Raw genomic sequence first — 25,250 nt, forward strand, 5'->3', positions numbered from 1 at the left:
ATTACCAACGTTTTTTTATGATAAGTTTTTCTATCTAGTCAACAATAAGGGTACAGGAGGTGAACAACATGCCAAGCAATAATTCAAATCAATTAGTTGTTCCTGGTGTACAGCAAGCAATCGATCAAATGAAAGTTGAAATTGCTCAAGAATTTGGTGTAAACCTTGGAGCAGATTCAACTTCTCGTTCAAATGGTTCTGTGGGTGGAGAAATTACAAAGCGTTTAGTTCAGACTGCACAACAACAAATGGGTGGCCAATCACAATAAAATAAGATGGATTCTAAGAGGGATGTACCTCTTTCATAATAAGAAGGAAAGTCAGCGGACTTTCCTTCTTTCTGTTACTCTTATGTTTTTTAAAAAAATCAAATACATAATTTATCGCGTATTAACTGGCTGTAAGACTTTTGTTTTGTTATTCTTTAAAACTGTTACAGTATAAAAAAATTTTAAGCTGTTGATACATGTAGAAAAATATCTTTTCTGAAGGGATTTTAAATTTTTAAGCTAAATAGCAATAGAAATGGGCAATTTTAGAAAATCCAGATTATTCCTTAAGGGTATACATTGTGTAAAACGTCTGTTATAGTTATTTCAAGATAGAAATTCAATTAAAAAGATGAGTGAACAGATAAAAAAGGAGGGCTAATCATGCCTAATATGTATGATAGTGCATATGAATTAGAAAAGTCTATTCGCAATAGTATGGAGTTTAAGGAATTAAAGGAAAGTTATGAAAAAGTCATAGGAAATCCTGAAACAAATAAATTATTTACTGAATTCCGTGATACACAAATGGGGTTACAAGAAAAGCAAATGAAGGGCGAAGACATTGATGAAGCAGAAATTGAGGAGGCTCGAAAAGTTGTAGAGCAAGTTCAACAAAATGAACTAATTTCGAACCTCATTGAAAAAGAGCAACGTCTATCTTTGTTAATCAATGATATTAATCGCATTGTCACAAAGCCATTGGAAGAATTATATAATTTTGAAAATGGTCAGTAATTCTATATAGGTTTGCTGGACTCACAATTTCATATGTGGGTCTATTTTTTTGAGAAAATCTACGAATGAAATAAAAGTAATTTAGCATCTGGTGAGACACAACGGTAAGTGTGATCTTGATATCCCTTTTCCGTCAATGTTTTTTCTCCAATTTCTTTTGCTTTTTCATCATCTGCTGCTTCGAATGTTTCGTCTAGTAAGTTTTCTCCGTTTTTTTCGTAAACTGTTAATACATATGTTTTCATCATGTTTTCCCCCTGTCCTGAAATCGCTTACCAATATTATAGTATAAATTGTAATAATTTGAAATGTTTTCGCACACTTACGAACGTGCATTCGTATATAATTTTTGGTAAACTAAATATAATGAAATATAAAGGGGAACGAATATGGAAAAAATTTCTTTTATTCATGCAGCAGATTTACATTTAGATACGCCTTTTCAAGGATTGGCACATGTACCTGATCATATTTTAGAACAAATTCAGAAAAGTACATTTCATGCATTGGATAGGCTAGTCGAAGTAGCCATCCGAAAAGAGGTGGATTTTCTTCTTCTTGTTGGTGATTTATTTGATCATGAAAAACAAAGCTTAAAAGCACAAGTACAGCTAAGAAATGCCTTTACGAAATTAAAAGAACATGAAATAACCGTATATATCTCCTATGGAAACCATGATTTTATTCGTGGCAATCCTCATCCAATAACATATCCGGATAATGTCGTTATTTTTCCAGATGAAACAGTTCGTCATGCTATTTACAAGAAAGATAATAAGCCAGCTGCAACCATTTATGGTTTTAGTTATGAAAACAGGGCGATTGTTGATAATAAAGCAACTGAATTTATGGTAGAAGAAACGAGTACACCTTTTCACATCGCTATGTTACATGGAAGTTTATTAACGAATACAGATCATGATATGTATGCACCATTTCAAATCAAAGATCTTATAAGAAAACCTTTTGATTACTGGGCATTAGGACATATCCATAAAAGACAGCTATTAAAAAAAGAACCACCAATTATTTATCCTGGTAATATCCAAGGAAGAAATCGAAAAGAAACAGGTGAAAAGGGATGTTACCATGTTCAATTAACAAAAAATGGAGCAACACTTTCTTTTATACCATTGCAAGCGATCCAATTTGAAAAAATGCAAATTGAAGTAGAAGGTATGTCAACTATTCATAAGCTTGGTGAGAAAATAATGACTGAAATAGATAAACAATTTACTGGATTTTTGCCATATCTCATAGATCTTACGATGATTGGAAATCAAGTAGAACTCATTGAATGGAAAACAGATAACAGGCTAACTGAAATGATGGAATTAATCAATGAGCAGAATAGTGAGAGAACGGATTGGCGCTATATTTTTAATTGGAAAATAGAGGGGAATCAAGCCATTCGTCTGTCTACAGAAGGGGAACAATTTATAGATCAATTAGAGCATGTTACAAGAAATATTCATTTAGAAGAATACATTGAACCTCTTTATCTACACCGTGAGGCACGGAAATATTTATCATCACTATCTAAAGAGCAACAACAAGAACTAAAAAAGGAAGCAGAAGAATTACTTTACTTCCAGCTAAAACATCGACAGTTCTGAGGTGAATTCGTTGAAAATAAAACAAGCCTTTATCTATGGATTTGGAAAATGGGTTGATTATTCACTTGACTTTACTGATAACAATTTTGTCTGTATTCATGGAAGAAATGAATCTGGAAAATCAACTATACAGAAGTTTATTTTATTTATGCTCTTTGGATTATATCCGAAAGAACGAGCATTTTATCGTCCGAAAACAAGCAGTAAAATGGGGGGACGTCTAACAATAATCGACCAAGAAATTGGCGAAATTATCATTGAGAGATTAGACAATGTTCAAAATGGAAAGGCAATTTGCTATACCAAAGAAGGCGAACATGATGAAGAATGGTTAAATACGTATTTACAGGGAATGACTGCCAAAACGTATCAATCCATCTTTTCCTTTTCTGCTTTAGATTTACTCTCCATACATAACATACACGAAGAAAATATTAATGAGATTTTATTAAGTATTGGCCTAACAGGTTCCACACATATACATACAGTTGATAAAAAACTGGAACAGGAAATGAACGATTTATTTAAACCATACGGGACGAAACCAAAGATTAATCAACAATTAACATTGCTTAAACAATTGGCTGCAAAACGGATGGAAGCGGAAAAAGAAATCAACCAATATCGTGAGCAAAAAGAAGCACTTGAGCAAACAAAAAAAGAAATCATCGACTTACAACATACCCTACAAAAAGAAAAAGAAAAATTATTATTGATAGAAAGAAAACAGCAAGCATTACCATTTGTTCATCCATATAAACAAGCAAAAGAAGGGCTTAAAGGTTTAAGGCAGCATATTCCTTTTCCAGAAGATGGTTTGAATCGTTTTCAAAATCTAAAAGAAAAAATCATACCATTACAAAGTGAATTATCCATTTATAAAAAGAATAAACAAGAATTAAAGAAAAAGATAGATCAATTACAAAGTGAACAAAAGAAAATGTCATTGATTAACGAAATGAAATTACTGCTTGGAAAAACATCGCAATATGATTATTTGCTACAAGAAATAAATGACTTGCAAGAAATCATTCAAGAGCAACACGTACGTTTAGAAACGGAAATCAGTTATTTGAATTTGTCTATATCAAAAGAAGATTTATTCACACTAACATTTCCATTCCAAACAGAAAAAGCGTGGGCAACCATTAAAGAAACTTTTGAAAAAATAACTGCAGAAAGAAATCAATTGTTACTAGAAAAACAAGCAATCACGAAAAATATAAAGCAACTAGAGCAAGAAAAAGAACAATTAAAACGAACAAGTTTAACAAAAGAGGAGAGAGTATATCTCGAACAGAAACTCCAAAGAGATCAAGAAACAGCTCTTCTCAAACAAATGGAAAAAGAATATGGTAAACAGCAACAAAAGTTACAATATCAGAAAAAACATCTAAAAAGGAAAAGTCGTTTTGCCATCAGTCTTAGCCTCTGTTTCGCATTGATTAGTGGAATAATTGCTCTTATTAGTCATTCTTTTATTTTTATAACTGGGGCAATTGTAGGAGCTGTTATTGCTATCTTCTTTTGGGTAAGTGGTAAAAATTCTGTATCCAATTTAGAAGAAATATTTACATGGAGTGAGAATCCATCTGAACCTCCATTAACGAAAGAGAAACGTCAAGAAATTGGTTATCGTTTAACACAAGATGATGAGAATCAATTACGTTTAACAAATCTTCAAGAAAGATTAAACACATTAAATATTAAATACCAATTACTGCAAGAACAATATACGAACTGGAAAATAAAAGAACAACAATTAGACAAACAAATTGGAAAAGAACAAGAAACATACCCGTTTTTAATGGAAGTAAAAGTAGAAGACTGGCCTACATTATACCACTCTATTAAGCGTCTCATTGGAGAGGCTTCTGAAATAGAGAAAACGGAAGAAAAACGAAAGAAAAAAGAGAAAGAAAAACAATACTTTGAAAAGAATGTTAGGGAACTTGGATTTAAAATGAACCAAGCAGAGAATGAAACAGTTTCCAACGCTATAACCTTTTTTGAAAAAATCGTGGAACAATATGAAAAAAATCAAACAGATTTAGAAAATCATCATCACACTATGAAAGAAATGGAAAAACAAATCCATCATCTTCAGGAACATATTTTGCACTATGAAGAAGAACAACGGAAATTGTTTAATCTTGCCGATGTTCAAGATGAGGACGAGTTTTATAAATGTGCAAAGGAAAAAGAAAATAAACAGGAGTTTGAAAGTACGATTCAACAAATTCATACCCAGTTTGTAACTATTTTTTCCAAGACGGAATGGGAATTATTTCTCTTAGAAAATAAGACAGAACAAGGGCTTCTTGTTTGTCAACAGGAGCAAAAAGAAACCATTCTAGTAATTGAACAAAAGCTCAATGAAAAAAGGCAAGCCGTTGCAACCTATCAAGCACAGCTGGAAAAAATAGAATCATCTGAATCATATTCGAAATTAATCCACCGCTTGCAGATGGAGAAAGAACAATTATCTGTCCTTTCCAAGCGATGGTCAATTTTAAAGACGGCTCAAGCAATGTTACGTGAAACAAAACAATTATATAAAGAAAAGTATTTACAAGATGTACTTGAACAAGCAACTAACTATTTTTCTTATATAACAGATCATAAATATCAAAGAATCATTGCTCCAACGGATAAACAGCCATTTTTAGTTGAAACGAGCCAAAGAATAAAATTTTCTGTTCATGAATTATCTCAAGGTACAATTGATCAACTTTATGTTTCCCTACGACTGGCTATTGGTGAAGTCATGGGAGAAAAGCATCAACTCCCATTTATTATTGATGATGCCTTTGTTCATTTTGATTCCACACGTTTAAACCGTATTTTACCAATTTTAACGTCTATTTCGAAAAAGAAACAAATTATATTTTTCACATGTAAACAGGAAATTTTGGAAAATATAGCGTCCGAAAATAAGGTAGATTTATTAAATGTGGTTCGCGTTACACCATAATCCATGATAAACTGAAGAGTAAAGTAATAGGTGAAAGGAGGTGGAACCTGTTACAGATTGATATAACCTTAAAATTCTGTAATGGGATTTCTTTGTTGCAACAACAAGAATGGGAGAAATATGAATATATTTCAGAAAAATTTATTCGAGCAATTGCTAAAAATATGAAGCTTTATGACATAACTCCATCTGTTGGTAGACTATTTGGAGTGTTATATTTTTCAGATGAGCCGATGACATTAGATGAATTGGGACAGGCCTTAGATATGAGTAAAACAAGCATGTCTACTGGTGTGCGCTCATTATCTGATATAAATATGGTGGAGACAACATTTAAAAGAGGGATTCGTAAAAACTTGTATCAAGCAGAAGAAGATTGGTATAAATCATTTACTTCCTTGTTTGGAATTCACTGGCGCAAACATACGGAGATGAATATACTGGAAGCAAAGGAAACGATTCAGTCACTGCATGCATTACAAGAAGAAATAACAGATGCATCTCTCAAGGAGAAAATAGATAAAGATATTGAACGAATTCAATATGCAAAAAAATACTATCAATGGTTGATGCAATTTATTGAAGTAATTGAAACAGGAAAGATTTTTGACTTTATCCCGAAAGTCAAGTGATGTGTTATACGGATAAACGAGGGAGGAAGAGAATGTGCAAAACGGAATTAAAAACTATCAAGTAGGGGATAAATTCTCTGGATTCATGTTAATTAAGGAAATGACAAAGGGAGTAACAAGTACCGGAAAAGATTTTTTAACATTAATTCTTCGAGATACATCAGGGGAAATAGAAGCGAAATTATGGGATGCAAGACCAGAAGATATGAAACTATATCAAGCAGAAGTTATCATTTATTTGACTGGTGAAATTACACAATTTCGCGGCAAAGCACAGTTAAAGATTTACTCCATTCGTCCTTCTGAAGAAACAGACGGTGTACATATTGCAGATTTTGTAGAAAAGGCACCAGTTGAAAAAGAAGTTTTGTTTGACAGGTTAAAGGCAGCTGTTCTTGAAATGCAAAATTTGAATGTGCAAGAAATTACTCGAGCTTTTATAACAAAATATAAAGAGGAACTTTTAACATTCCCTGCAGCCGTGTCCAATCACCATGCATATGTATCTGGTTTAGCACATCATATTACGAGCATGCTAGCATTAGCACGAGAAATTTGTAAATTGTATCCAGAGCTAAATAAAGATTTACTATATGCAGGAATTATTTTACATGATTTAGGCAAGGTGAAAGAATTATCTGGTCTTGTTACAACATCGTATACATTGCAAGGGAAATTGATTGGCCATATTCCACTGATGGTAGAGGAAATCGGTCAGATTGCCAATGAATTAAACATAGAAGGAGAAGAGGTTATCATTTTACAACATCTTGTACTTAGTCATCATGGGAAAGCGGAGTGGGGCAGCCCAAGACCACCACTAATTCGAGAGGCAGAAATACTCCATCTGATTGACTTGATGGACGCGAAGATGAATATGTTAAATCGTGCATTAGAACATGTGGAGCCAGGTGAGTTTACCGAACGACTATTCCCAATGGATAATCGCTCCTTTTATAAACCGACATTTGAACCTAATTATACGATTATGAAGAAATAACAAAGGGTGAATTCACTTTCATCCTTTTTATTTTCCCATTTTTATGGTCATCTTTTCTTATTTCATACATATATTTAATAGAAAAGAGTGGACAAGGGGTGTTTACTGTGGTTTTAGGTGTACCTTGGTGGATTATTATTGTCATTTGCTTCATATTTATTAGTGGATATATGGCATTTCGGGCAATGCAAGCCGAAAGAAAATTAGAACAGCATTTCATTGAAGAAGAGGGGAATATTTATATGGAGCGATTGGAAGAAGAAAGAAAGAAACGTTCCTAAAGGTTTAATAAAAAAGCAGGTATGTAGATGGATTCATCTACATACCTGTTTCTTTGCATTAACCTTGTGCATCTTCTTCCATTTCTGGGTCTGCTGTATCGAATAGTCCTTCGAATTGCTCGTCTTTTACTTCGATTTTAGCATTATCTAGTAATTCTTTTAATTTTGCTTCGGTGTCTACTTTTTGATTTCTTAAGTCGTTCTTAATCATTTCTTTATTATCTTCAAATGAACCAATATCTTCTTCTTTATCACGCTTGTCTTCTAAAAGGATAATATGGTAACCGAATTCAGATTTAACCGGGTCACTAATTTCGCCTTTTTTCATATTGAATACGGCATCTTCAAATTGTGGGACCATTTCTCCAGTTGAAAACCAACCAAGATCTCCACCATTTTCACTAGAGCCATCAGAGGAGTGTTCTTTTGCTAATTTAGCAAAATCAGCACCATCATCTAATTTATTTTTAATATCTTTTGCTTCTTTTTCATCACTCACCAGAATATGACTTGCTTTTACTTCTGTTTTCATGCGTTTATATTGTTCTTTTAATTCTTTATCAGGAATTTCTACATCACCGAACATTGCTTCTTCATATAGCAAACTAACATGAAGTTGTTCTTTTAGTTGTTCTTCATCTTGAATACCTTGTTGCTGCAGAACCATTTCAAATTGTTCGCCCAATTCATCTTTCATTTCTTTTACTTGTTTATCTACTTCTTTATCTTCCACGTCATATTCTTTTTCCAAAATTTTCTCAAGCATCATTTGTTGAAGAACTTGATCCCCGATGGAGTTTTTCATCTCTGTATAAAATTCATCCTTTGTAATATCTCCAGCTTTTGATTCGATAACGACATCACCTGAACCTGTATTACATCCAGATACAAGTAAGCCAGCACTGATTGTTGCTGCGATTGCTATTTTCTTCATTTAAACACTCCTAATCATCTGTATAGCTTTATCCAAATTGCTACCATTAAATATAACATATTTTTACGTAAAATCATACTTTTCGATGGTTCGTATATCTCATTATTTTATATGGAAACATGCTACATCATTCATAGCAATAGATGAATGAATTCAAATCATTGCATTAAGTACCTTTACATAAGAAGTTACTAAAAGAATTAGAACAATAATATTCGTAAAACGAAACATCTTATCCTGTCGGTACTTTGTTAACTTTAATTTGGTACAAAATTTATATGTTAAAGCATTGAAAATAAACAATATAATAAAGCCATAAATAGGAAATATAATGTTCATAATCTATCCCCCCTAAACCAACGCCCCTTCGTCTTGCGTAAAATGAACTCTCTTTAACTGTAACAAAGTATTGGCATACTGAACAGAGAAAAACAATAAAAAATTTCAGAAGACTGTATTTAATTGAAGAAATATTCGGCATGGAGTTTGGTCATCACTTTCTATGTATAACATGTTATACTATATAGTAACATTACTTTTTGTAAATTGAAATAACTGATGAACGGTGGGGTGATTTGATGAGGGATAGGACGGCATTTCATTTACAATTAATAAACAAATTAATTGACATGGATAAATACCCACTAACAAAAATTATTATTGAAAAAGACCTATCGGAAATCGAATATCATGAATTTATGCAATTTGTTCATAGATTAAATGACGAATATGAAAAACAAAAAGCAGAAGGTTTATTAGATTTCTCCTCTTTACTTATTCAATTTGCTGGTATGCTAAACGAAAAGCTAGATCCCAATCAAATGATTGATGCCCTACATAAAGAAGGGTATTATCCGAATCTTATGAATGAATTCCTCTCACTTCTTCAAAGGAAATAATATAGCGAGGAAACGGACAAGCCCTCGCTTTAAACGATTTACTTCTACACGAATGGATAAAAAACCATTTTCACCCATTATTTATGAGATGCCCTCAAGAAAATATGCCCTTTTTCCACATATTATATGAAAAATAGATAAAAACCCTTTGAAATATAATTGTAATAAAGCATATGCAAGTAAATGAAAGCATTTATAAGAAAACAGTACATAAAGTTTGTACAGAATAAACTTTACGTAATAAACAAGCTCTAATTACTTTATATACAGTTTGATAGATTACTATAAAACCTTTATAGTTTTAAAGTAGCTAATTTTTGTCGGACAAATGAATGTTTTTATTGTGGAAAAATGATTTCTTTTAATTAATATAGAATAATCTATTTAGGATTTATCATTTTTGATGGCACGATAAAACATGAAAGACTATTAAAGGAGTGAATTACGTGCCGATTATTGAAGTAGAAAATTTGACTAAAGTATTTGGTCGGCATCCCAAACAAGCAATAGAGCTATTAGATCAAGGGAAGTCAAAAGAAGAAATATTACAAGAGACAGGACAGACGGTAGGTGTAAATCGGGCAAGTTTCTCAGTTGAAGAGGGAGAAATCTTTGTTATCATGGGGTTATCCGGAAGTGGTAAATCAACCCTTGTTCGTTTATTAAACAGAATAATCGAACCAACACAAGGAAATATTTATGTTAACGGTGAAAATTTATCAGAAATGGATAAAAAAGCCCTTCGTGAAGTACGCCGTAAGAAGATGAGTATGGTTTTCCAAAAATTTGCCTTGTTTCCAAACCGAACAATTTTGGAAAATGCTGAATTTGGTTTAGAAATTCAGAAGGTGCCAAAAGAAGAACGACAAGAAAAGGCAACAAAAGCACTAGAGTTAGTTGGGCTTGGTAGTTATTTAGAACAGAAGCCTGAACAGTTATCTGGTGGGATGCAACAACGTGTGGGACTAGCACGTGCATTAGCAAATGATCCAGAAGTGCTATTGATGGATGAAGCCTTTTCAGCTTTAGATCCTTTAATTCGTAAAGATATGCAAGATGAATTGATTGATCTTCAATCAACTATGCAAAAAACAATTATCTTCATTACACATGATTTGAATGAAGCATTAAAGATGGGTGACAGAATTGCCCTAATGCGGGATGGTTCCATTGTACAAATTGGAACACCAGAAGAAATATTAGTCAATCCTGCAAATGATTATGTAGAAAAATTCGTGGAAGATGTGGATCGCTCTAAAGTGTTAACTGCAGAGCATATTATGAAACGTCCAGAAACAATTAATATTGAAAAACATGGTCCACGAGTGGCATTGGAAAGAATGAGTAAAGAAGGGATTTCTAGTATATTAGTAGTTGATTCTAAACGAATTCTACAAGGTTATGTAACAGCTGATGATGCTTCACAAGCTATAAAAGATGACATAAAAGATTTACAAGAAATACTCCGTACAGATATACCGAAAGCAATGAAAGATACACCAATGAATGAAATATTTGATATTATTAACGGTTCTCCCATCCCGGTAGCTGTTGTAGAAAATGATAGGTTAGTAGGAATCATTGTACGTGGTGCTGTAATCGCAGCATTAGCCGGAAATAGTGGGGTGAATGAATGATGTTAGATTTTATACCAGAAATACCTATTTCAGATTGGACAACAGATTTTACAAAATGGGTGACAGACAAATTTGCATTCTTATTTGATTTTATCAAAGATAATTTTGGTTCTTTGATGGAATTTTTGACCGCGCAATTGATGGTTATACCGCCAATTATTTTTATATTAATTATAGCAGTTTTAGCTTTCTTTTTATCAGGGAAGAAATTTGGTTTAGCTGCATTTTCAATTGTGGGTTTATGGCTAATTTATAACCAAGGTTTATGGGAGCACTTAATGAACACACTAGTGCTTGTTTTGATTGCCAGTGCATTATCTGTTATCATTGGAATTCCGGTGGGTATTTTAATGGCTAAAAGTAAGATAGCTGAGACAATTATTACACCTATTCTTGACTTTATGCAGACAATGCCAGCCTTTGTTTATTTAATTCCTGCCGTTGCATTCTTTGGTATCGGGATGGTTCCGGGGGTGTTTGCCTCTTTAATCTTTGCTTCTCCGCCAACTGTACGATTCACAAATCTTGGGATTCGTCAAGTTTCTAAAGAATTGGTGGAAGCATCGGATGCCTTTGGAAGCACAGGAGCACAGAAATTATTTAAAGTAGAACTTCCAATGGCAAAAGCGACGATTAGTGCGGGGATTAACCAAACGGTTATGTTAGCACTATCCATGGTAGTTACCGCTTCTATGATTGGTGCACCAGGATTAGGTAGAGAAGTATTATCTGCCCTTCAACGTGCTCAAGTTGGACCAGGATTTGTAGCAGGTATTGGTATTGTTATTTTAGCGATTATTATTGATCGTTTGACACAATCGAGTTCTAAAAAGGAAAACATGTAAGGTATCTTTTCCAAGAAAAAGGGAAAGTTCCTATATATTTATTATGATTAAAAGGAGAGTATACATTTTGGTTAAATTTAACTGGAAACGTTTAGGAATAGTAGCAGGACTATCTTTATCACTAGTTGTTGCAGGTTGTGGATCTGATGATGGTGAAGCAACAGAAAAAACAAAAGATAATGCTGATAATGGTGACGTGAACTATGGTGAAGAAGTAGATTACGCTATAACAGGTATTGAGCCTGGTGCTGGTGTATTTAAAGCTACAGAAAAAGCTGTAGAAGAATATGAGAACTTAAAAGGTTGGGAAGTACAAGCATCTTCTAGTGGTGCAATGGCAACTGCATTGGGAGAAGCTTATGATAAAGAAGAACCAATCTTTGTTACTGGTTGGACACCACACTGGAAATTCGCTAAATATGATTTAAAATATTTAGAAGATCCAAAAGGTGTTTATGGTGATGAAGAAACAATTAATACAATGGTTCGTGAAGGCCTAGAAGAAGATATGCCAAATGCATATAAATTACTTGACCAATTCAACTGGACTACGGAAGATATGGAAGAAGTTATGCTTGAAGTGTCAGAAGGTGCAGACCCAGCTGAATCTGCAGCTACTTGGGTTGAGGACAATGCAGATAAAGTAGAAGAGTGGACAGACGGTGTAGAAGAAGTAGATGGAGAAGAAATCGAACTTGTTTATGTGGAGTGGGATTCTGAAGTTGCTTCTACAAATGTTGTAGGACATGTTTTAGAAAACCTAGGATTCGATGTAACACTTACTCCTGTCGATAATGCCGTTATGTGGCAAGCAGTTGCAGGCGGCGAAGCAGATGGTATGGTTGCAGCTTGGCTACCAGGTACACATGGTGATTTATATGAACAATATCAAGACGATTTAGAAGACCTTGGAGAAAACCTTGAAGGTGCAAAAATTGGCTTAGTTGTTCCAAAATATATGGATATCGATTCCATTGAAGATTTAGAACCGAAAGAATAATTGAAAGTTAAAAATCCGGTAAGCGGGAGTGTTCATCTCTTGCTTACCGGATTTTTTTTGATGTTGAAGAATGAGATTCTGTGCTCCCGCGTGCCCGCAATGGCGGCAAAATTGTAAAAACGGTAACGGTGGATGTTCCCGCGTGCCCGCAATGGCGGCAAAATTGTAAAAACGGTAACGGTGGATGTTCCCGCGTGCCCGCAATGGCGGCAAAATCATAAAAATGGTAACGGTGGATGTTCCCGCGTGCCCGCAATGGCGGCAAAATCATAAAAATGGTAACGGTGGATGTTCCCGCGTGCCCGCAATAGTGGTAAAATCGTAAAAACGGTAACGCTGGATGTTCCCGCGTGCCCGCAATCGTGCAAAATCGTAAAAACAGTAACGCGGGATACTGCTATTTGCCCGATTTCTTTAAATTGCCGAACAGATGGTTTTGGTTTCGAATAAGCAATAAAACTAACCTAAGGAAAAATACTATTTCATCCTTGAATTCATCCTCGAATAATTTGAAATAAAAAATGACTAATCAATGGAATGATTAGCCATTTTTTACTATGCTTTAACGTTGTTGTTTTTGACTTTATCTTCTAGCTCTTTTAAACTTAGCTCGATTTGCTCTAGATAGTCTTTAATATTTTTCTGATGTGGTTCGACTGATTCTTTCCACGCAACCACTGAGTTTTTCATATCTTTCGTTAAATCTTTAATTAGTACTGTACTTTCTTTTGATGTTTTTGCTAATTGATTTTTTATACGTAAACCATCACGCTTTAAACCTTCTAAAAGTTCCTTCCACTCCATTGTTTGGTTACGAATTTGCATACGAAGGTTTTTCCCTGATGCTGGTGTACTTAGTAGTGTTGCACTAGCGCTCACTACACCGCCAACAAAGAAACCAAATAATACTGCTTTTCCTCTTGACATTAAAAATGCCCCCTTCCAATGGTCTCTATTTTAAAAATACCATGTTGTAGTATACATGTTCAACTTTTTTCTCATCAAAAAGTGCAAAGGGAATAAAATCTAGAAAAACCTCTGACAAAATAGTCAGAGGTTTTAAATTTACCAAACCTCTTATAATTAATATATCACAGGTTAACTGGCTGTAAAACCCCCACTTCAAGAATTTAAAGTGGGGGATGGGCAGCAAGTCAATTGACTATCCTACTAGATTATACTTTGTAGATATGAACAATTATCTGGGGATATAGCCCCCTGTATTTATTGAACTGTCATCGGGTTCATGCGCTTTTGAATACTATTAGCGATAGGGTAGACAATGACCATAATGATTGTATTAACTACTGCTGCAGGTAGAACAATTCCAATAAGCAGTGGAATAAATGCCCCTTCCATGACATTCAGAATAAACAATACAACAATTAAAAATACAGAACCACTCACAATTGTTCCAATACCAGTTAATAGTGGTGCACTAATATTGATGTTTATTCTGTTTCTAATAAGTAAAAACAATCCTAAAAATACAAATGCTGTAACTGGCTTATCAATTACATTTGCAATTTGTCCCCCAGGCATGCCTGTTGTTAAAGCAGATACAGCCCCAGTAACAAGCGACAGTACCAACACATAATTCGGCTTAGGAAACAGTATAATCCCTAGAAACATCATTGATAATAGCATATCTGGCTTCATCCCGAATAAAATAGGTGGAATGACAGCATGTAAAACCGCACCAATTCCTACTAATAATGATAAAATAACCAAATCTTTTATCTTCATTTGACTCATCTCTCCTCAACTCTTCTAGCTCTTTTTATTTGTTTCCAATTGTACGCTCATCGTCAATTGCGAAACATACCTTAAGTATAGCAAAGTTTTCTAAAAATAAAAAGTACATATTTTCAGAAAATATGTGAATCCTTATTATCTTATATGCTGTTTAATTTCTTTCGCGATTTCTTGTAAGTTATCAGCTGAATACTCGTCACTATGGGATGTCCAATTTGATTTAAACCCGTCTTCATCCCCATAACGTGGTATGAGATGAAGATGTAAATGAAAAACAGTTTGATCTGCGATTGGTTCATTATTATTTACTAAATTCATACCAAGAGGTTGATAGGTTTTTTTAATAGCATTGGCGATTAGAGGAACTTTGGCAAATAACTCTTTGGCGACATCTTCTGGTGTTTCATAAATATTTTTCGTATGTGTTTTTGGGATGACTAATGTATGGCCTTTTGTTACTTGACTAATATCTAGAAATGCGTAAACGTGTTCATCTTCAAATACTTTTGCGGATGGTAGTTCACCATTGATAATTTTACAAAAAATACAATCCTTATGTTCCATATACTTCATCTCCCTTTTGATTATTATATATATTGTAATCATGTAAGGGAAGCATGTCAAAATCAATAAAGTGAAACTTTAATCAGTGGGGTCTTAAAAGTCAGTTAACCTGCGATAAAAATAAAACAGGTATGACACGAGGCCATACCTGAGTTGTGAAGAATGTAGATGTCAACAAAGAGAGTGTTTTTTTTGTAAAGATTCTTCTTTCATTACAAATCAAACATTAAAATTAACCGTTCTAACAGCATCCTTTGCGGCAGGATGATTTCTGTAAAAAGGGTTAAATTAGTAGCTTGTCGATGGGAATCACCTCATTTTTAAATTAGGTGAATATTCATCTGCATTCTTCCTTATGTATTATTGGCCAAGGGGTATGATTTTATTCATAAGAAGAGGTTATTGTTATCTAATAAACAACTGAATGGGATGTATAAGTGAATATATTAGAGTAAAATAAACAACGAACCAATGTTCAGATACTTATACAAACGAGCAGTTCAAATTCATCAACTTATCTTCTTTTGGTGTTTTTATGTTGATAATGGTAAAATTTGATATAGATATTCATAATCGGGAGGGATTTTTTTGGATTCGTTATTGCATATTGAGAATCTGCATGGTGGATATACACATAAAAATGTATTGCACGGACTATCATTTGATATTTATCCCAATGAAATTGTTGGATTGATTGGCTTAAATGGTGCTGGAAAAAGCACAACCATTAAACATATAATTGGCTTGATGCAAGCAAAACAAGGAGAAATTACGATCCAAGGAAAGACACTACAGAACGATCCAGAAAACTATCGAACAAAAATGGCTTACATTCCGGAAGTTCCGATTCTTTATGATGAATTAACATTGTATGAACATTTGCGACTAACAGCAATGGCCTATGATATTCCCAAAAAAATCTTTGAAGAAAGATTAGAACCATTATTAAAGGAATTTCGGATGGAAAAAAGGCTCCACTGGTTTCCAGTTCACTTTTCAAAAGGAATGCGACAAAAGGTGATGATTATGTGTGCCTTTTTAATAAAACCTTCTTTATATATTGTTGATGAACCATTTGTTGGTTTAGACCCACTTGGTATTCGTTCCTATCTGCAGTTAATGACAGATATGAAAGAGCAGGGGGCAGGGATTTTAATGTCTACCCATATATTGGCAACGGCTGAACGGTATTGTGATCGTTTTATTATTTTACATGATGGAAAAATTCGCGCCCAGGGGACATTAAAAGAGTTACAAATGGAATTTGATATGCTGGATGCAACATTAGACGATATTTATGTTCAGTTAACAAAGGAAGATTCCAATGTTTGATGCAGCGTCTTTTTTTAAAGAAAGATTATCACAACATATAAAAGAAATGTCGCGCTATTTACGCTACATTTTTAATGGGCATATTGCGGTTGCTTTGTTTTTCTTTATTGCGGCATTTGCTTACTTTTATCAGCAATGGTTATTAGAATTACCAGAACATTTTCCAACTGCTACCATTATGGCTATTGTGTTTGGCTTAATTGCTAATTACAGTCCAGTTCGTACATTATTAAAAGAACCTGACCTCGTGTTTCTAATTGTTGCTGAACATAAAATGGGGGCATATTTTCAAAGGGCATTAATCTATAGCTATCTTGTTCAATTATATGTAGTGTTTATTCTTGTTGCGGGTTTTGGGCCACTTTATTTTGCGAGTTTTCCAGAAAGAAGTGGAAAATCATATCTTCTATTCTTAGTTGTATTACTCATTTTTAAAGGATGGAATTTACTTAGTAACTGGTGGATCCAAAGCATTCAAGATAAAACCATTCGTATCATTGACTATATTACTCGATTTTTATTAACAGCAGTTACTTTTTATTTTGTGATTGATGGAGAATTACTACTTGCTAGTGTTTTTACTTTCTTATTTATTGGGGTATTTTTATATGACTTATCCTTATCACGAAAATATTCCAATATAAATTGGCAATTATTAGTTGATAAAGATCAACATCATATGCAATCATTTTACCGCATTGCGAATATGTTTGCTGATGTCCCACATTTAAAAAATCGGATTAAAAAACGGCACTGGCTTGTATCAATCTGTCTCCAAATGATTCCGTTTAAACAACGCTATACGTATGATTTTTTATATCGGATTACGTTTCTGCGTAGCGGTGATTTCTTAGGAATGTATATTCGATTAATTATTATTGGTGGTCTTTTTATTTATTTTGTCCCAATCAATTGGCTAAAACTTATTTTTGCCTTTTTATTTTTGTACATGAATCTTTTCCAAATGATGGCATTATATCGCCATCACCGAGTCAATATATGGCTTGATTTATATCCCGTCAAACGGATTGAAAAGAAGCAAGCTTTATTACGGTGGATGAATCGATTGGGTATCATTCAAACCGTTATTTTTACGATTATTTTCCTTTTCATGAATAACTCCCCAGAAGCTGGAATCATGATAGGTGGGGGAATGATATTTCATTATTTATTTGTTTATCATTTTGTACGTCGAAAAATAAGTGTATAAAATAAAAAGCTCCGCCCGTAAAAAAATGAGGCGGAGTTTTTTATCGCAGATTAACCGGCTGTTTGATTGAAGCTTTACGTTATACATGTTGTTCTTGGTAATTTAAATACGCTTTTATCAATGTCTTTGCTGCAATAGGCATCGCTCTTTCATCAAAGTCAAATTTAGGATGGTGGTGTGGGTAGATGTCCTTTTCTTTCATCGCACCGGTAAAGAAAAATGCACCTGGTTTTTCCAATAGATAATAAGCGAAATCTTCGCTAGCCATTTTCGGTTCAATTTCATTCATTTCTGTAATGTCTTCTACACTATCCTTTGTAGCTAAAATTAGTTCTGCTTCTTTTTCGTGGTTCATTAATGGCGGATATCCTTTATTGTATTCGAATTCATAGGTGATATCATTTGCTAAACAAACTCCTTTTATTGTCCTTTCCATTTCCTCGATAACTTTATGTTGCATAGAGGTATCTAGATAGCGGACGGTTCCTTGTAATAATGCTTTATCTGCAATCACATTGAATGCACTTCCAGCTTGGAATTTACCGATGGAAATGACAGCTGTTTGTAATGGATTAATTTTACGACTTACAATGTGTTGGAGTTGTGTGACAAGCTGTGCACCGATAGCAATCGCATCTTTTGTTTCATGTGGTGCAGAACCATGGCCACCTTGACCTTGTAATATAATTTGAAAACGATCTGCACCAGCCATGAGAACATTTTTCGATGTTTCAATATGACCAAGTGGGGTAACAGACCATAGATGTGTTCCAAAAAAAGCATCTACATGATCCAGCTCTCCTGATTCAATGATTGGCTTGGCTCCACCTGGGCTGAATTCTTCTGCGTGTTGATGTAAAAATACAACAGTCCCCGGAAGTTCACTTTGAAAATCATTTAACACTTTTGCAAGCATCAGAAGGGTTGCGGTATGCCCATCATGTCCGCATGCATGCATGATTCCATCTACTTTAGAGCGATATGGAACATCTTTCTCATCATGAATTGGAAGTGCATCAAAATCTGCTCTAAGGGCAATCGTTTTACCTGGGTTCCCGCCTTTTAATGTTGCAATAATACCGTTTCCACCCACTTTTTCTTTGAAGGGAATATTTAATCTTTTATAAAAGTCAACAATATATGCTGCCGTTTTTACTTCCTTAAAGGAAAGTTCTGGATGTTGATGTAAATACCGGCGAATTTCTACCATTTCATTATAGGCCCGATCAATCGCTTGTTTTATATTCTCAAACATGCTGCCTTTCCCCCTTTAAAATTTGTATATATTAAAATATAATAAATTCCCTCTATTATAACATTATTCAAACAATAGGGGAAGTGTTATTTTATCTTAGGTTAAACTGGCTGTAAGACTTAACTTCCCCTTTAAAATACCCTTCCTCCTTGTATAGAAAAGAAAGAAGATATATTGTAATAGATAATCATTATTATTAATATGCGGAGGATAAGATGAAACGATTATTCTATGGGATCATTATTACTTTTATCTTTTTAATTAGTATTTGGATGTTTGAAATCAAAAGTGGTATGTTTCCTTATGTGGATCAATGGACACGCTTTATTGTGGAAATGACAGAGGACACGATCGTCTATGATTTCTTTTATTACATAACAAATTTTGGTTCACGTCCGTTTGTCGAACCATTTACTATCATCATGGCATTTTTCTTATGGTGGCTTTATCGAAGTATTCTACCGGCAGTGTTTTTTGCTGGAGGTACTTTGGGAAGCCATATGATCAATAAATGGATTAAATCAATTATCGCTCGTGAACGCCCGAGTATCGTAGAAGAAGCAAATGCACTTGGATATAGCTTTCCATCTGGTCATGCCATGATATCGATTGTTTGCTACGGATTACTTCTTTATTTTCTTTTGCAAAAAAGTAAGACCCATAAACAGAAAATATCACTTCAAATTGGTCTGATTTCACTTATTTTACTCGTTGGGATTAGTCGATTTTTTATTAATGTTCATTATTTAACAGATATTTTAACCGGATATTTCCTAGGGTTTCTTCTTTTAACAGGATTTATTTATCTATTTAAATTCATTCAACATAAAAAATATCAGACTTAAGTCGGAGAAACGAGCAATCTGAAGATGGTTTTCTTCCATTTATTATTTGATACACTTAGATTACAGGCTAAACAGATTTTGTTAAATTTGTCTGGGTGAGTATATCGGGATTTAGGAGGGTATATCGGGATTCGAACGGATATATCGGGATTCAAGCGGATATATCGGGATTCAAGCGGATATATCGGTTTAAAAACAGTTAAAACATATGTCAGTAATATCCTAGCGAAGCTTGAAGTAAATGATTGCACACAAGCTACAGTTTATGCACATCTTAATGGATTATTAGCGGATGACAAAAAATAATTCAGATTTATTAGATGTTCTTTTTTGAAATTTATGTGTTATGCTTGTATAATCAATAAAGCATGATTGTTAAAGGAGTTATCCCTTATGAATATAAAGAAAACACATGAAAATACATTATTATTTATTTGGAGTGTGTCTTTAATCGCAACATTTGGAAGCCTATTCTATTCTGAAATAATGGGATTTACTCCATGTGAACTTTGCTGGGTTCAGCGGATATTCATGTATCCACTAGTTATTATTTATGGTATGGCTTTATGGAAAAAGAGTGTACAAATGGCACTGCCGGGACTCATTTTAAGTGGAATTGGAATGTTTGTTTCAGTCTATCATTATCTTACACAGAAAATACCGATGTTAAGGGAAGCAGGCGGGTCCTGTGGGATTATTCCATGCCATACGGAATATGTGAATTACTTAGGCTTTATTACGATTCCTTTTTTAGCAGGCGTGGCGTTTATCTTTATTTTTGTCTTGCATATTATTATCGTTTATTCGAATAGAGGTGCATAGTATATGAAAAAAAAGATGTTGGCAATTGTTAGTGTGATTGTTGTCTTATTTCTGGCTTTGGTTCTTATTAACCAATTGAAAGATAAGAAAGCATTAGATGATGCGGGTAATCCAACGGGAAGTAAACAGACGGAACAATCGAATGAAGAATCGACCGTAAAACAAACGGATGAATCTTTATATGATAATCAAATAAAACCAGAAGAATTAAATAAACTGTTAGATGAAAAAGAAGATGTCACCGTCTATTTTTATAGCCCAGAATGTAGTTATTGTTTAGAAACGACACCAATTTTAGTACCATTAGCAGAAAAGCTGGATATCGATGTAAAAAAAATAAATGTACTCGAATACCAAGAAGCTTGGGACAAGTACAAATTAGATGGCACACCAACATTAATCCATTATAAAGATGGAGAAGAAACTGGCCGGATAGATGGATATCATGAAGAAGAGGAATTTCAAAGCTTTTTTGATGAATATGTTTTAGAGGAAAAATAAACATCAAAAAAGGCTGCCACACTGAGCTGTACTCCGAAAGTTAGATCGAAAAAATTCTACCTTTTGGGGTTTAGCATATGTGACAGTCTTTTTTGCTTTTGGGTTTCTTCACTAGTGTCTGTAACATAAGAATTTTCGGAACAAGTCTTTTTTTAATCTTGTTCTTCTTCTGTAATTAAATGGTACGTATGTAAAAAAGGACGGTCTGCAAAATATGCTGGTTGTTTTACTGTTTTTTGTTGATGTGCTTTTTGAAAGGATTTAGATGTTTTCCAGTTTTCATAATGCACTTTTGTATCCCATTGCGTAAACACAATATACGTATGTCCCTTTTCAGGCTTTAATAATCGAAACGCTTGAAAGCCTGGCATTGTCTCTACATTGCCTTGTCTTTTAGCGAAACGATCTTCAAAAACAGGTTGCCCCTCAACTGTTACGGGAATATGGTTCATCACAACAAACCCTTTTTCTTGTAATGTCCCTTTTGAAAATAGGATATCATATGTTCTTCCAGCTGTGAAAATAGATTTCCCGGTTCCTTCATAATATGCCAATGTATTTATATCACGCATGAAGTGAAAAGTAATCTGTGGATGCTTCGATTCCAATTTTTTCAAAAAATCATATGTTCCATTTGTCATATATGCTTTCAATCTATATCTTCCTTTCTTTTTTTGTTTAAGGTTGTATTCATATGTGTAACAATTCAAAACAAATTTAAACAATAAATTATTCTTTTCCTCATAAATAGAGTATCTTATAATAAACGTAATAGGCATTTTTGAGTATGCTTGAGGTGAATATATGAAAACATGGATAAACAAAATCGTACAATCTATTCCAAAAAAATTAAGGTGGCCTCTTTTAGTAATTAGTGTGATCCTCTTCATTAGTATTACTGGATACACGCTTATTTTATATGGTGGTAAATTATTAGTAGATGAAGAAAAGTTGATTTTACCTGCTACAACAACACTAGAGACTGCTGATGGAGAAATCATTCATCAATTATATGAAGAAAATCGTATTCCAGTTACAATTGATCAAATTCCAGAACATGTAAAAAAAGCATTTGTGTCTGTAGAGGATCGACGCTTTTATGAACATGCTGGTGTTGATTTCAAATCAGTATTACGAGCTATTATAAAAGATATTATTGCAAGAAGCAAAGTAGAAGGGGCAAGTACGATTACACAGCAAGTGGCGAAAAATATCTTTTTCTCTAATGATAAAACATGGATGCGTAAAACAAAAGAAGTGATGGTTGCTATTTATCTAGAGCGTCATTACTCTAAAGATAAAATACTTGAATTGTATTTAAATGTCGTTTATTTTGGTCATGGTGTATATGGAATTGAAGCCGCTTCACAAAAGTTTTTCACGAAATCAGTTGAAGAATTATCATTGACAGAAGGAGCGCTTTTAGCCGGTCTTGTTAAAGCACCAAATGGGTATTCGCCTATTAAACATCCTGAAAAAGCAAAAGAACGAAGGAACACAGTGTTAAAAACGATGGATGTAAGTGGGGTTCTCACGACAGAGGAACGTGTTCAAGAACAAGGAAAAACATTAGGACTTGATGTGAAAGAACATAGCCAAAGACCATGGAATGCGACCTATATTGATCTTGTAACGAAAGAAGCAGCTCGAAACCATCAATTAACGATGGATGAATTAAAACGTGGTGGTTATCGAATGGTGATTAATTTGGATGAAAAAGCCCAACAAATTGCCTATGAACAATTTCAAAAAGACTATTATTTCCCAGGTAATGTAAAAGATGTAGAAGGCGCCTTTGTCATGACAAAGCATGGGGAAGGGAAGGTTGTTGCTGCTATTGGTGGGCGGAATTTTCAATTTGGTCATTTAAACCGTGTGACTGTGAACCGACAACCTGGTTCAACTATGAAACCTATTGCGGTATATGGTCCAGCAATGATGAAAGAATATCAACCTTTTACCATCTTACCAGACCAAAAAGGAATAGTAGGAAAAAATACACCAGTAAATAGTAATGGAGAATACGCTGGCTATGTTTCTTTATATACTGCTTTAATGCAATCTAAAAATACATCTGCCGTTTGGACATTAGATCAAATAGGAGTAGATTATGCGAAACAGTTTTTAAAGAAGATGGAGATTGAATTACCACATGATAAAAATCTTTCCATTGCACTTGGTGGTTTACATGATGGGATAAATCCATTGCAATTAGTAAATGCCTATGCAACATTTGCGAATTATGGTATCTATACTCCAGCAGAAACAATCCAAACGATTTATAATCGAAATAATGAATTAATTTATGAAAAAGAGATTTCAGAAACAGAAGTGTTCACACCCCAAGTTAGTTGGAATATGATAGAGATGCTTTCAGAAACCGTAAATCAAGGGACAGCAAAAGCAGGTACATATCAAAAAGCATTAGCAGGTAAAACGGGAACAGCAGAACATCCACATGTATCGGGAAAAAATAAAGATATTTGGTTTGCAGGATTTACACCAGAATATACGCTGACAACATGGATTGGGTATGATCAGTCAGATAAAAATCATTACTTAACTGGTGGGAGTAGTTATCCAACTGAACTGACAAAACAAATCTTAACCAAATTGGATAAACAAAAGGGACTCACTGAAACATTCACAAAGCCTGAAGAGGTAGCTTCTGTTCCTAAACCAATTATTTTACCAACGATAACAGACGTAAAAGCGAGTGTTGAGTGGGGAGGAATCACCCTTTTGCAAGGAAGAATATCATGGGAAGGAACTGACGATAAACGAATAGAGTATCGAATCTATCGTGTAACACCTGATATTGATGAACGAGTTGGTGAAGTAAAAGGGAAAAATGAATTTATTATTCGAGATTTTTCGTTACTACAAACACATGAATACTATATTGTACCATACGACCCATTAACAAAAATGGAAGGAAAACGCTCCGAAATAGTTGAAATTTCACGGTGATATGACAAATTGATGACAAAAAGAACAGAAAACTATACACGTATGACTGAAATCGTTATAGTTAATAATGATGGATAATCAGAATAAAGGATTCATGTACCATTATTGATGCAAATAAAAAGGGTGAAATAATAATGACAAAACAGTTTAATGATACGATTATACGGGCATATAAAGGGGAACAGGTGAATTATACACCTGCATGGTATATGCGCCAAGCAGGACGTTCCCAACCAGAATATCGAGAATTAAAGAAGAAATATTCATTATTTGAAATTACGCATCAACCAGAAACCTGTGCATATGTTACACGATTACCAGTAGAAAATTATGATGTCGATGCTGCTATTTTATATAAGGATATTATGACACCACTCCCTGCAATGGGCGTTGATGTAGAAATTAAATCAGGTATTGGCCCTGTGATTGACAATCCTATAAAAACAATAGAAGATGTAGAAAACTTGAAACAGCTTGATCCAAAAAAAGATATTCCGTATGTATTAGAAACGATTCGTATTTTAACAGAGGAACAATTACAAGTACCATTAATTGGTTTTAGTGGAGCACCATTTACATTAGCAAGCTATATGATTGAGGGTGGTCCATCTAAAAACTACGGAAAAACAAAAGCCCTTATGTATAGTAATCCAGATATGTGGTTTGCTTTAATGGATAAATTAAGGGATATGATTATTACATATGTAGGAGCACAGATTGAAGCAGGCGCGAAAGCGATTCAAATTTTTGATTCATGGGTTGGAGCATTGAATGTACGAGACTATCGCAAATACATTAAACCAATTATGACAGAAATTTTTACTGAACTTCGTAGATATGATGTGCCACTTATTGTCTTCGGGGTAGGAGCAAGTCACTTACTGATGGAATGGAATGATCTTCCAGTAGACGTTATTGGTCTGGATTGGCGAACATCTATTAAAGAAGCACGCGAATTAGGAGTTACGAAGGTATTACAAGGAAACTTAGATCCTGCCTTCCTTTTAGCTGATTGGGAAACAATTGAAGCAAGAACAAAAGAAATTCTCGACCAATCGATAGAAGATGGACATCATGTGTTTAATTTGGGCCACGGTGTGACACCAGATGTGAAACCAGAGACATTGAAAAAACTAACAGAATTAATTCACACATATTCAAAACGCTAAAA

The 25,250-nt window shown here is 34.0% G+C and carries 28 protein-coding genes and 1 pseudogene; 21 read left to right on the plus strand and 8 right to left on the minus strand.

The window, feature by feature from the left end:
- Positions 1 to 68: 68 nt before the first annotated feature.
- Complete coding sequence (locus tag FHP05_RS09810) at positions 69 to 269, plus strand: alpha/beta-type small acid-soluble spore protein (RefSeq protein WP_147667576.1); 201 nt, start codon at positions 69 to 71, stop codon at positions 267 to 269.
- 384 nt (positions 270 to 653) lie between these two features.
- Positions 654 to 1,007, plus strand: coding sequence for a YlbF family regulator (locus FHP05_RS09815; RefSeq protein ID WP_147667579.1), 354 nt, complete (start codon positions 654 to 656; stop codon positions 1,005 to 1,007).
- A gap of 59 nt (positions 1,008 to 1,066) precedes the next feature.
- Here the strand turns inward: FHP05_RS09815 and FHP05_RS09820 are convergent, their stop codons facing one another.
- A complete protein-coding gene (locus FHP05_RS09820) occupies positions 1,067 to 1,252 on the minus strand; it encodes a YhzD family protein (protein ID WP_147667581.1) in 186 nt (61 codons plus the stop codon).
- A 144-nt stretch (positions 1,253 to 1,396) separates the two neighbouring features.
- On the opposite strand from FHP05_RS09820, the gene FHP05_RS09825 reads away from it, so the two are divergent.
- From FHP05_RS09825 to FHP05_RS09845, 5 genes are all read left to right on the plus strand, one after another.
- Positions 1,397 to 2,623, plus strand: a complete 1,227-nt coding sequence (locus tag FHP05_RS09825; RefSeq protein ID WP_147667584.1) for a metallophosphoesterase family protein — start codon at positions 1,397 to 1,399, stop codon at positions 2,621 to 2,623.
- 10 nt (positions 2,624 to 2,633) lie between these two features.
- Positions 2,634 to 5,597, plus strand: a complete 2,964-nt coding sequence (locus FHP05_RS09830; protein ID WP_147667587.1) for an ATP-binding protein — start codon at positions 2,634 to 2,636, stop codon at positions 5,595 to 5,597.
- Between the two features lie 95 nt (positions 5,598 to 5,692).
- Positions 5,693 to 6,229 carry a GbsR/MarR family transcriptional regulator gene (locus FHP05_RS09835; RefSeq protein WP_230973980.1) on the plus strand — a complete coding sequence of 179 codons (537 nt, stop codon included), beginning with the start codon at positions 5,693 to 5,695 and terminating at the stop codon, positions 6,227 to 6,229.
- Positions 6,230 to 6,263: 34 nt separating this feature from the next.
- Complete coding sequence (gene yhaM, locus FHP05_RS09840) at positions 6,264 to 7,229, plus strand: 3'-5' exoribonuclease YhaM (protein WP_147667592.1); 966 nt, start codon at positions 6,264 to 6,266, stop codon at positions 7,227 to 7,229.
- A 107-nt stretch (positions 7,230 to 7,336) separates the two neighbouring features.
- Complete coding sequence (locus tag FHP05_RS09845) at positions 7,337 to 7,510, plus strand: sporulation YhaL family protein (protein WP_147667595.1); 174 nt, start codon at positions 7,337 to 7,339, stop codon at positions 7,508 to 7,510.
- Positions 7,511 to 7,568: 58 nt separating this feature from the next.
- Here the strand turns inward: FHP05_RS09845 and FHP05_RS09850 are convergent, their stop codons facing one another.
- Entirely contained in the window at positions 7,569 to 8,444 is an 876-nt protein-coding gene (locus FHP05_RS09850) for a peptidylprolyl isomerase (protein ID WP_147667598.1), read from the minus strand.
- A 153-nt stretch (positions 8,445 to 8,597) separates the two neighbouring features.
- Complete coding sequence (locus tag FHP05_RS09855) at positions 8,598 to 8,783, minus strand: hypothetical protein (RefSeq protein WP_147667602.1); 186 nt, start codon at positions 8,781 to 8,783, stop codon at positions 8,598 to 8,600.
- Between the two features lie 239 nt (positions 8,784 to 9,022).
- On the opposite strand from FHP05_RS09855, the gene FHP05_RS09860 reads away from it, so the two are divergent.
- The 6 genes from FHP05_RS09860 (at position 9,023) to FHP05_RS15365 (ending at position 13,275) form a co-directional block, all read left to right on the plus strand.
- Positions 9,023 to 9,343, plus strand: a complete 321-nt coding sequence (locus tag FHP05_RS09860) for a DUF1878 family protein (protein WP_147667605.1) — start codon at positions 9,023 to 9,025, stop codon at positions 9,341 to 9,343.
- A gap of 446 nt (positions 9,344 to 9,789) precedes the next feature.
- The gene (locus tag FHP05_RS09865; protein ID WP_147667608.1) at positions 9,790 to 10,980 is read left to right on the plus strand and encodes a quaternary amine ABC transporter ATP-binding protein; all 1,191 of its coding nucleotides are present in this window, start codon (positions 9,790 to 9,792) and stop codon (positions 10,978 to 10,980) included.
- On the plus strand, positions 10,980 to 11,825 hold the full coding sequence (locus FHP05_RS09870) for an ABC transporter permease (RefSeq protein WP_407923434.1): 846 nt from the start codon (positions 10,980 to 10,982) through the stop codon (positions 11,823 to 11,825). Before FHP05_RS09865 ends, FHP05_RS09870 begins: the two co-directional genes overlap by 1 nt.
- Before the next feature lie 67 nt (positions 11,826 to 11,892).
- Positions 11,893 to 12,825, plus strand: a complete 933-nt coding sequence (locus FHP05_RS09875; RefSeq protein ID WP_147667613.1) for a glycine betaine ABC transporter substrate-binding protein — start codon at positions 11,893 to 11,895, stop codon at positions 12,823 to 12,825.
- A gap of 80 nt (positions 12,826 to 12,905) precedes the next feature.
- The gene (locus tag FHP05_RS15360) at positions 12,906 to 13,046 is read left to right on the plus strand and encodes a hypothetical protein (protein ID WP_191126314.1); all 141 of its coding nucleotides are present in this window, start codon (positions 12,906 to 12,908) and stop codon (positions 13,044 to 13,046) included.
- Positions 13,047 to 13,113: 67 nt separating this feature from the next.
- Positions 13,114 to 13,275 carry a hypothetical protein gene (locus FHP05_RS15365; RefSeq protein WP_191126315.1) on the plus strand — a complete coding sequence of 54 codons (162 nt, stop codon included), beginning with the start codon at positions 13,114 to 13,116 and terminating at the stop codon, positions 13,273 to 13,275.
- A gap of 105 nt (positions 13,276 to 13,380) precedes the next feature.
- Here FHP05_RS15365 and FHP05_RS09880 read toward each other — a convergent pair whose 3' ends face one another.
- The 3 genes from FHP05_RS09880 to FHP05_RS09890 form a co-directional block, all read right to left on the minus strand.
- The gene (locus FHP05_RS09880; protein ID WP_147667615.1) at positions 13,381 to 13,752 is read right to left on the minus strand and encodes a YtxH domain-containing protein; all 372 of its coding nucleotides are present in this window, start codon (positions 13,750 to 13,752) and stop codon (positions 13,381 to 13,383) included.
- A gap of 297 nt (positions 13,753 to 14,049) precedes the next feature.
- Positions 14,050 to 14,571: a tryptophan transporter gene (locus FHP05_RS09885; protein WP_147667802.1), complete on the minus strand. Its 522-nt coding sequence runs from the start codon at positions 14,569 to 14,571 to the stop codon at positions 14,050 to 14,052.
- Positions 14,572 to 14,715: 144 nt separating this feature from the next.
- Positions 14,716 to 15,144, minus strand: coding sequence for an HIT family protein (locus tag FHP05_RS09890; protein WP_147667804.1), 429 nt, complete (start codon positions 15,142 to 15,144; stop codon positions 14,716 to 14,718).
- 588 nt (positions 15,145 to 15,732) lie between these two features.
- Between FHP05_RS09890 and FHP05_RS09895 the strand changes: the two genes are divergently transcribed.
- Positions 15,733 to 16,476 (plus strand): ABC transporter ATP-binding protein, encoded by a 744-nt coding sequence (locus tag FHP05_RS09895; protein ID WP_147667806.1) that lies wholly within the window; start codon positions 15,733 to 15,735, stop codon positions 16,474 to 16,476.
- Positions 16,469 to 17,686 carry an ABC transporter permease gene (locus FHP05_RS09900; protein ID WP_147667808.1) on the plus strand — a complete coding sequence of 406 codons (1,218 nt, stop codon included), beginning with the start codon at positions 16,469 to 16,471 and terminating at the stop codon, positions 17,684 to 17,686. The genes FHP05_RS09895 and FHP05_RS09900 overlap by 8 nt, the downstream gene beginning before the upstream one ends.
- Before the next feature lie 79 nt (positions 17,687 to 17,765).
- Here FHP05_RS09900 and FHP05_RS09905 read toward each other — a convergent pair whose 3' ends face one another.
- Entirely contained in the window at positions 17,766 to 18,941 is a 1,176-nt protein-coding gene (locus tag FHP05_RS09905) for a M20 metallopeptidase family protein (protein ID WP_147667810.1), read from the minus strand.
- A gap of 215 nt (positions 18,942 to 19,156) precedes the next feature.
- Between FHP05_RS09905 and FHP05_RS09910 the strand changes: the two genes are divergently transcribed.
- The 4 genes and pseudogenes from FHP05_RS09910 to FHP05_RS09925 all read left to right on the plus strand — a co-directional run bounded on the left by FHP05_RS09910 (position 19,157) and on the right by FHP05_RS09925 (position 21,109).
- The gene (locus FHP05_RS09910) at positions 19,157 to 19,786 is read left to right on the plus strand and encodes a phosphatase PAP2 family protein (protein ID WP_147667812.1); all 630 of its coding nucleotides are present in this window, start codon (positions 19,157 to 19,159) and stop codon (positions 19,784 to 19,786) included.
- A gap of 180 nt (positions 19,787 to 19,966) precedes the next feature.
- Positions 19,967 to 20,092: pseudogene (locus FHP05_RS09915) on the plus strand (LuxR C-terminal-related transcriptional regulator); the annotation flags it as partial.
- Positions 20,093 to 20,179: 87 nt separating this feature from the next.
- Positions 20,180 to 20,608: a disulfide oxidoreductase gene (locus FHP05_RS09920; protein WP_147667814.1), complete on the plus strand. Its 429-nt coding sequence runs from the start codon at positions 20,180 to 20,182 to the stop codon at positions 20,606 to 20,608.
- 3 nt (positions 20,609 to 20,611) lie between these two features.
- On the plus strand, positions 20,612 to 21,109 hold the full coding sequence (locus tag FHP05_RS09925) for a thioredoxin family protein (protein WP_147667816.1): 498 nt from the start codon (positions 20,612 to 20,614) through the stop codon (positions 21,107 to 21,109).
- Between the two features lie 152 nt (positions 21,110 to 21,261).
- On the opposite strand, the gene FHP05_RS09930 is transcribed toward FHP05_RS09925, so the two are convergent.
- Entirely contained in the window at positions 21,262 to 21,762 is a 501-nt protein-coding gene (locus FHP05_RS09930; RefSeq protein WP_147667818.1) for an antibiotic biosynthesis monooxygenase family protein, read from the minus strand.
- Between the two features lie 151 nt (positions 21,763 to 21,913).
- On the opposite strand from FHP05_RS09930, the gene FHP05_RS09935 reads away from it, so the two are divergent.
- Positions 21,914 to 24,079, plus strand: a complete 2,166-nt coding sequence (locus tag FHP05_RS09935; protein ID WP_147667819.1) for a transglycosylase domain-containing protein — start codon at positions 21,914 to 21,916, stop codon at positions 24,077 to 24,079.
- Positions 24,080 to 24,213: 134 nt separating this feature from the next.
- The gene (hemE, locus tag FHP05_RS09940; RefSeq protein ID WP_147667821.1) at positions 24,214 to 25,248 is read left to right on the plus strand and encodes a uroporphyrinogen decarboxylase; all 1,035 of its coding nucleotides are present in this window, start codon (positions 24,214 to 24,216) and stop codon (positions 25,246 to 25,248) included.
- Positions 25,249 to 25,250 lie beyond the last annotated feature (2 nt).

It is taken from the genome of Cerasibacillus terrae (assembly GCF_008039555.1).
In the GTDB taxonomy this organism is placed as follows: Bacteria; Bacillota; Bacilli; order Bacillales; family Amphibacillaceae; genus Cerasibacillus; species Cerasibacillus terrae.

Bases quoted from the DNA above. Each gene is read 5' to 3' on its own strand.
- FHP05_RS09810 (WP_147667576.1), top strand. From the start codon at position 69: ATGCCAAGCAATAATTCAAATCAATTAGTTGTTCCTGGTGTACAGCAA.
- FHP05_RS09815 (WP_147667579.1), top strand. From the start codon at position 654: ATGCCTAATATGTATGATAGTGCATATGAATTAGAAAAGTCTATTCGC.
- FHP05_RS09820 (WP_147667581.1), bottom strand. From the start codon at position 1,252: ATGAAAACATATGTATTAACAGTTTACGAAAAAAACGGAGAAAACTTA.
- FHP05_RS09825 (WP_147667584.1), top strand. From the start codon at position 1,397: ATGGAAAAAATTTCTTTTATTCATGCAGCAGATTTACATTTAGATACG.
- FHP05_RS09850 (WP_147667598.1), bottom strand. From the start codon at position 8,444: ATGAAGAAAATAGCAATCGCAGCAACAATCAGTGCTGGCTTACTTGTA.
- FHP05_RS09855 (WP_147667602.1), bottom strand. From the start codon at position 8,783: ATGAACATTATATTTCCTATTTATGGCTTTATTATATTGTTTATTTTC.
- FHP05_RS09860 (WP_147667605.1), top strand. From the start codon at position 9,023: ATGAGGGATAGGACGGCATTTCATTTACAATTAATAAACAAATTAATT.
- FHP05_RS09870 (WP_407923434.1), top strand. From the start codon at position 10,980: ATGTTAGATTTTATACCAGAAATACCTATTTCAGATTGGACAACAGAT.
- FHP05_RS15365 (WP_191126315.1), top strand. From the start codon at position 13,114: ATGTTCCCGCGTGCCCGCAATAGTGGTAAAATCGTAAAAACGGTAACG.
- FHP05_RS09880 (WP_147667615.1), bottom strand. From the start codon at position 13,752: ATGTCAAGAGGAAAAGCAGTATTATTTGGTTTCTTTGTTGGCGGTGTA.
- FHP05_RS09885 (WP_147667802.1), bottom strand. From the start codon at position 14,571: ATGAAGATAAAAGATTTGGTTATTTTATCATTATTAGTAGGAATTGGT.
- FHP05_RS09890 (WP_147667804.1), bottom strand. From the start codon at position 15,144: ATGGAACATAAGGATTGTATTTTTTGTAAAATTATCAATGGTGAACTA.
- FHP05_RS09900 (WP_147667808.1), top strand. From the start codon at position 16,469: ATGTTTGATGCAGCGTCTTTTTTTAAAGAAAGATTATCACAACATATA.
- FHP05_RS09905 (WP_147667810.1), bottom strand. From the start codon at position 18,941: ATGTTTGAGAATATAAAACAAGCGATTGATCGGGCCTATAATGAAATG.
- FHP05_RS09910 (WP_147667812.1), top strand. From the start codon at position 19,157: ATGAAACGATTATTCTATGGGATCATTATTACTTTTATCTTTTTAATT.
- FHP05_RS09920 (WP_147667814.1), top strand. From the start codon at position 20,180: ATGAATATAAAGAAAACACATGAAAATACATTATTATTTATTTGGAGT.
- FHP05_RS09925 (WP_147667816.1), top strand. From the start codon at position 20,612: ATGAAAAAAAAGATGTTGGCAATTGTTAGTGTGATTGTTGTCTTATTT.
- FHP05_RS09935 (WP_147667819.1), top strand. From the start codon at position 21,914: ATGAAAACATGGATAAACAAAATCGTACAATCTATTCCAAAAAAATTA.
- hemE (WP_147667821.1), top strand. From the start codon at position 24,214: ATGACAAAACAGTTTAATGATACGATTATACGGGCATATAAAGGGGAA.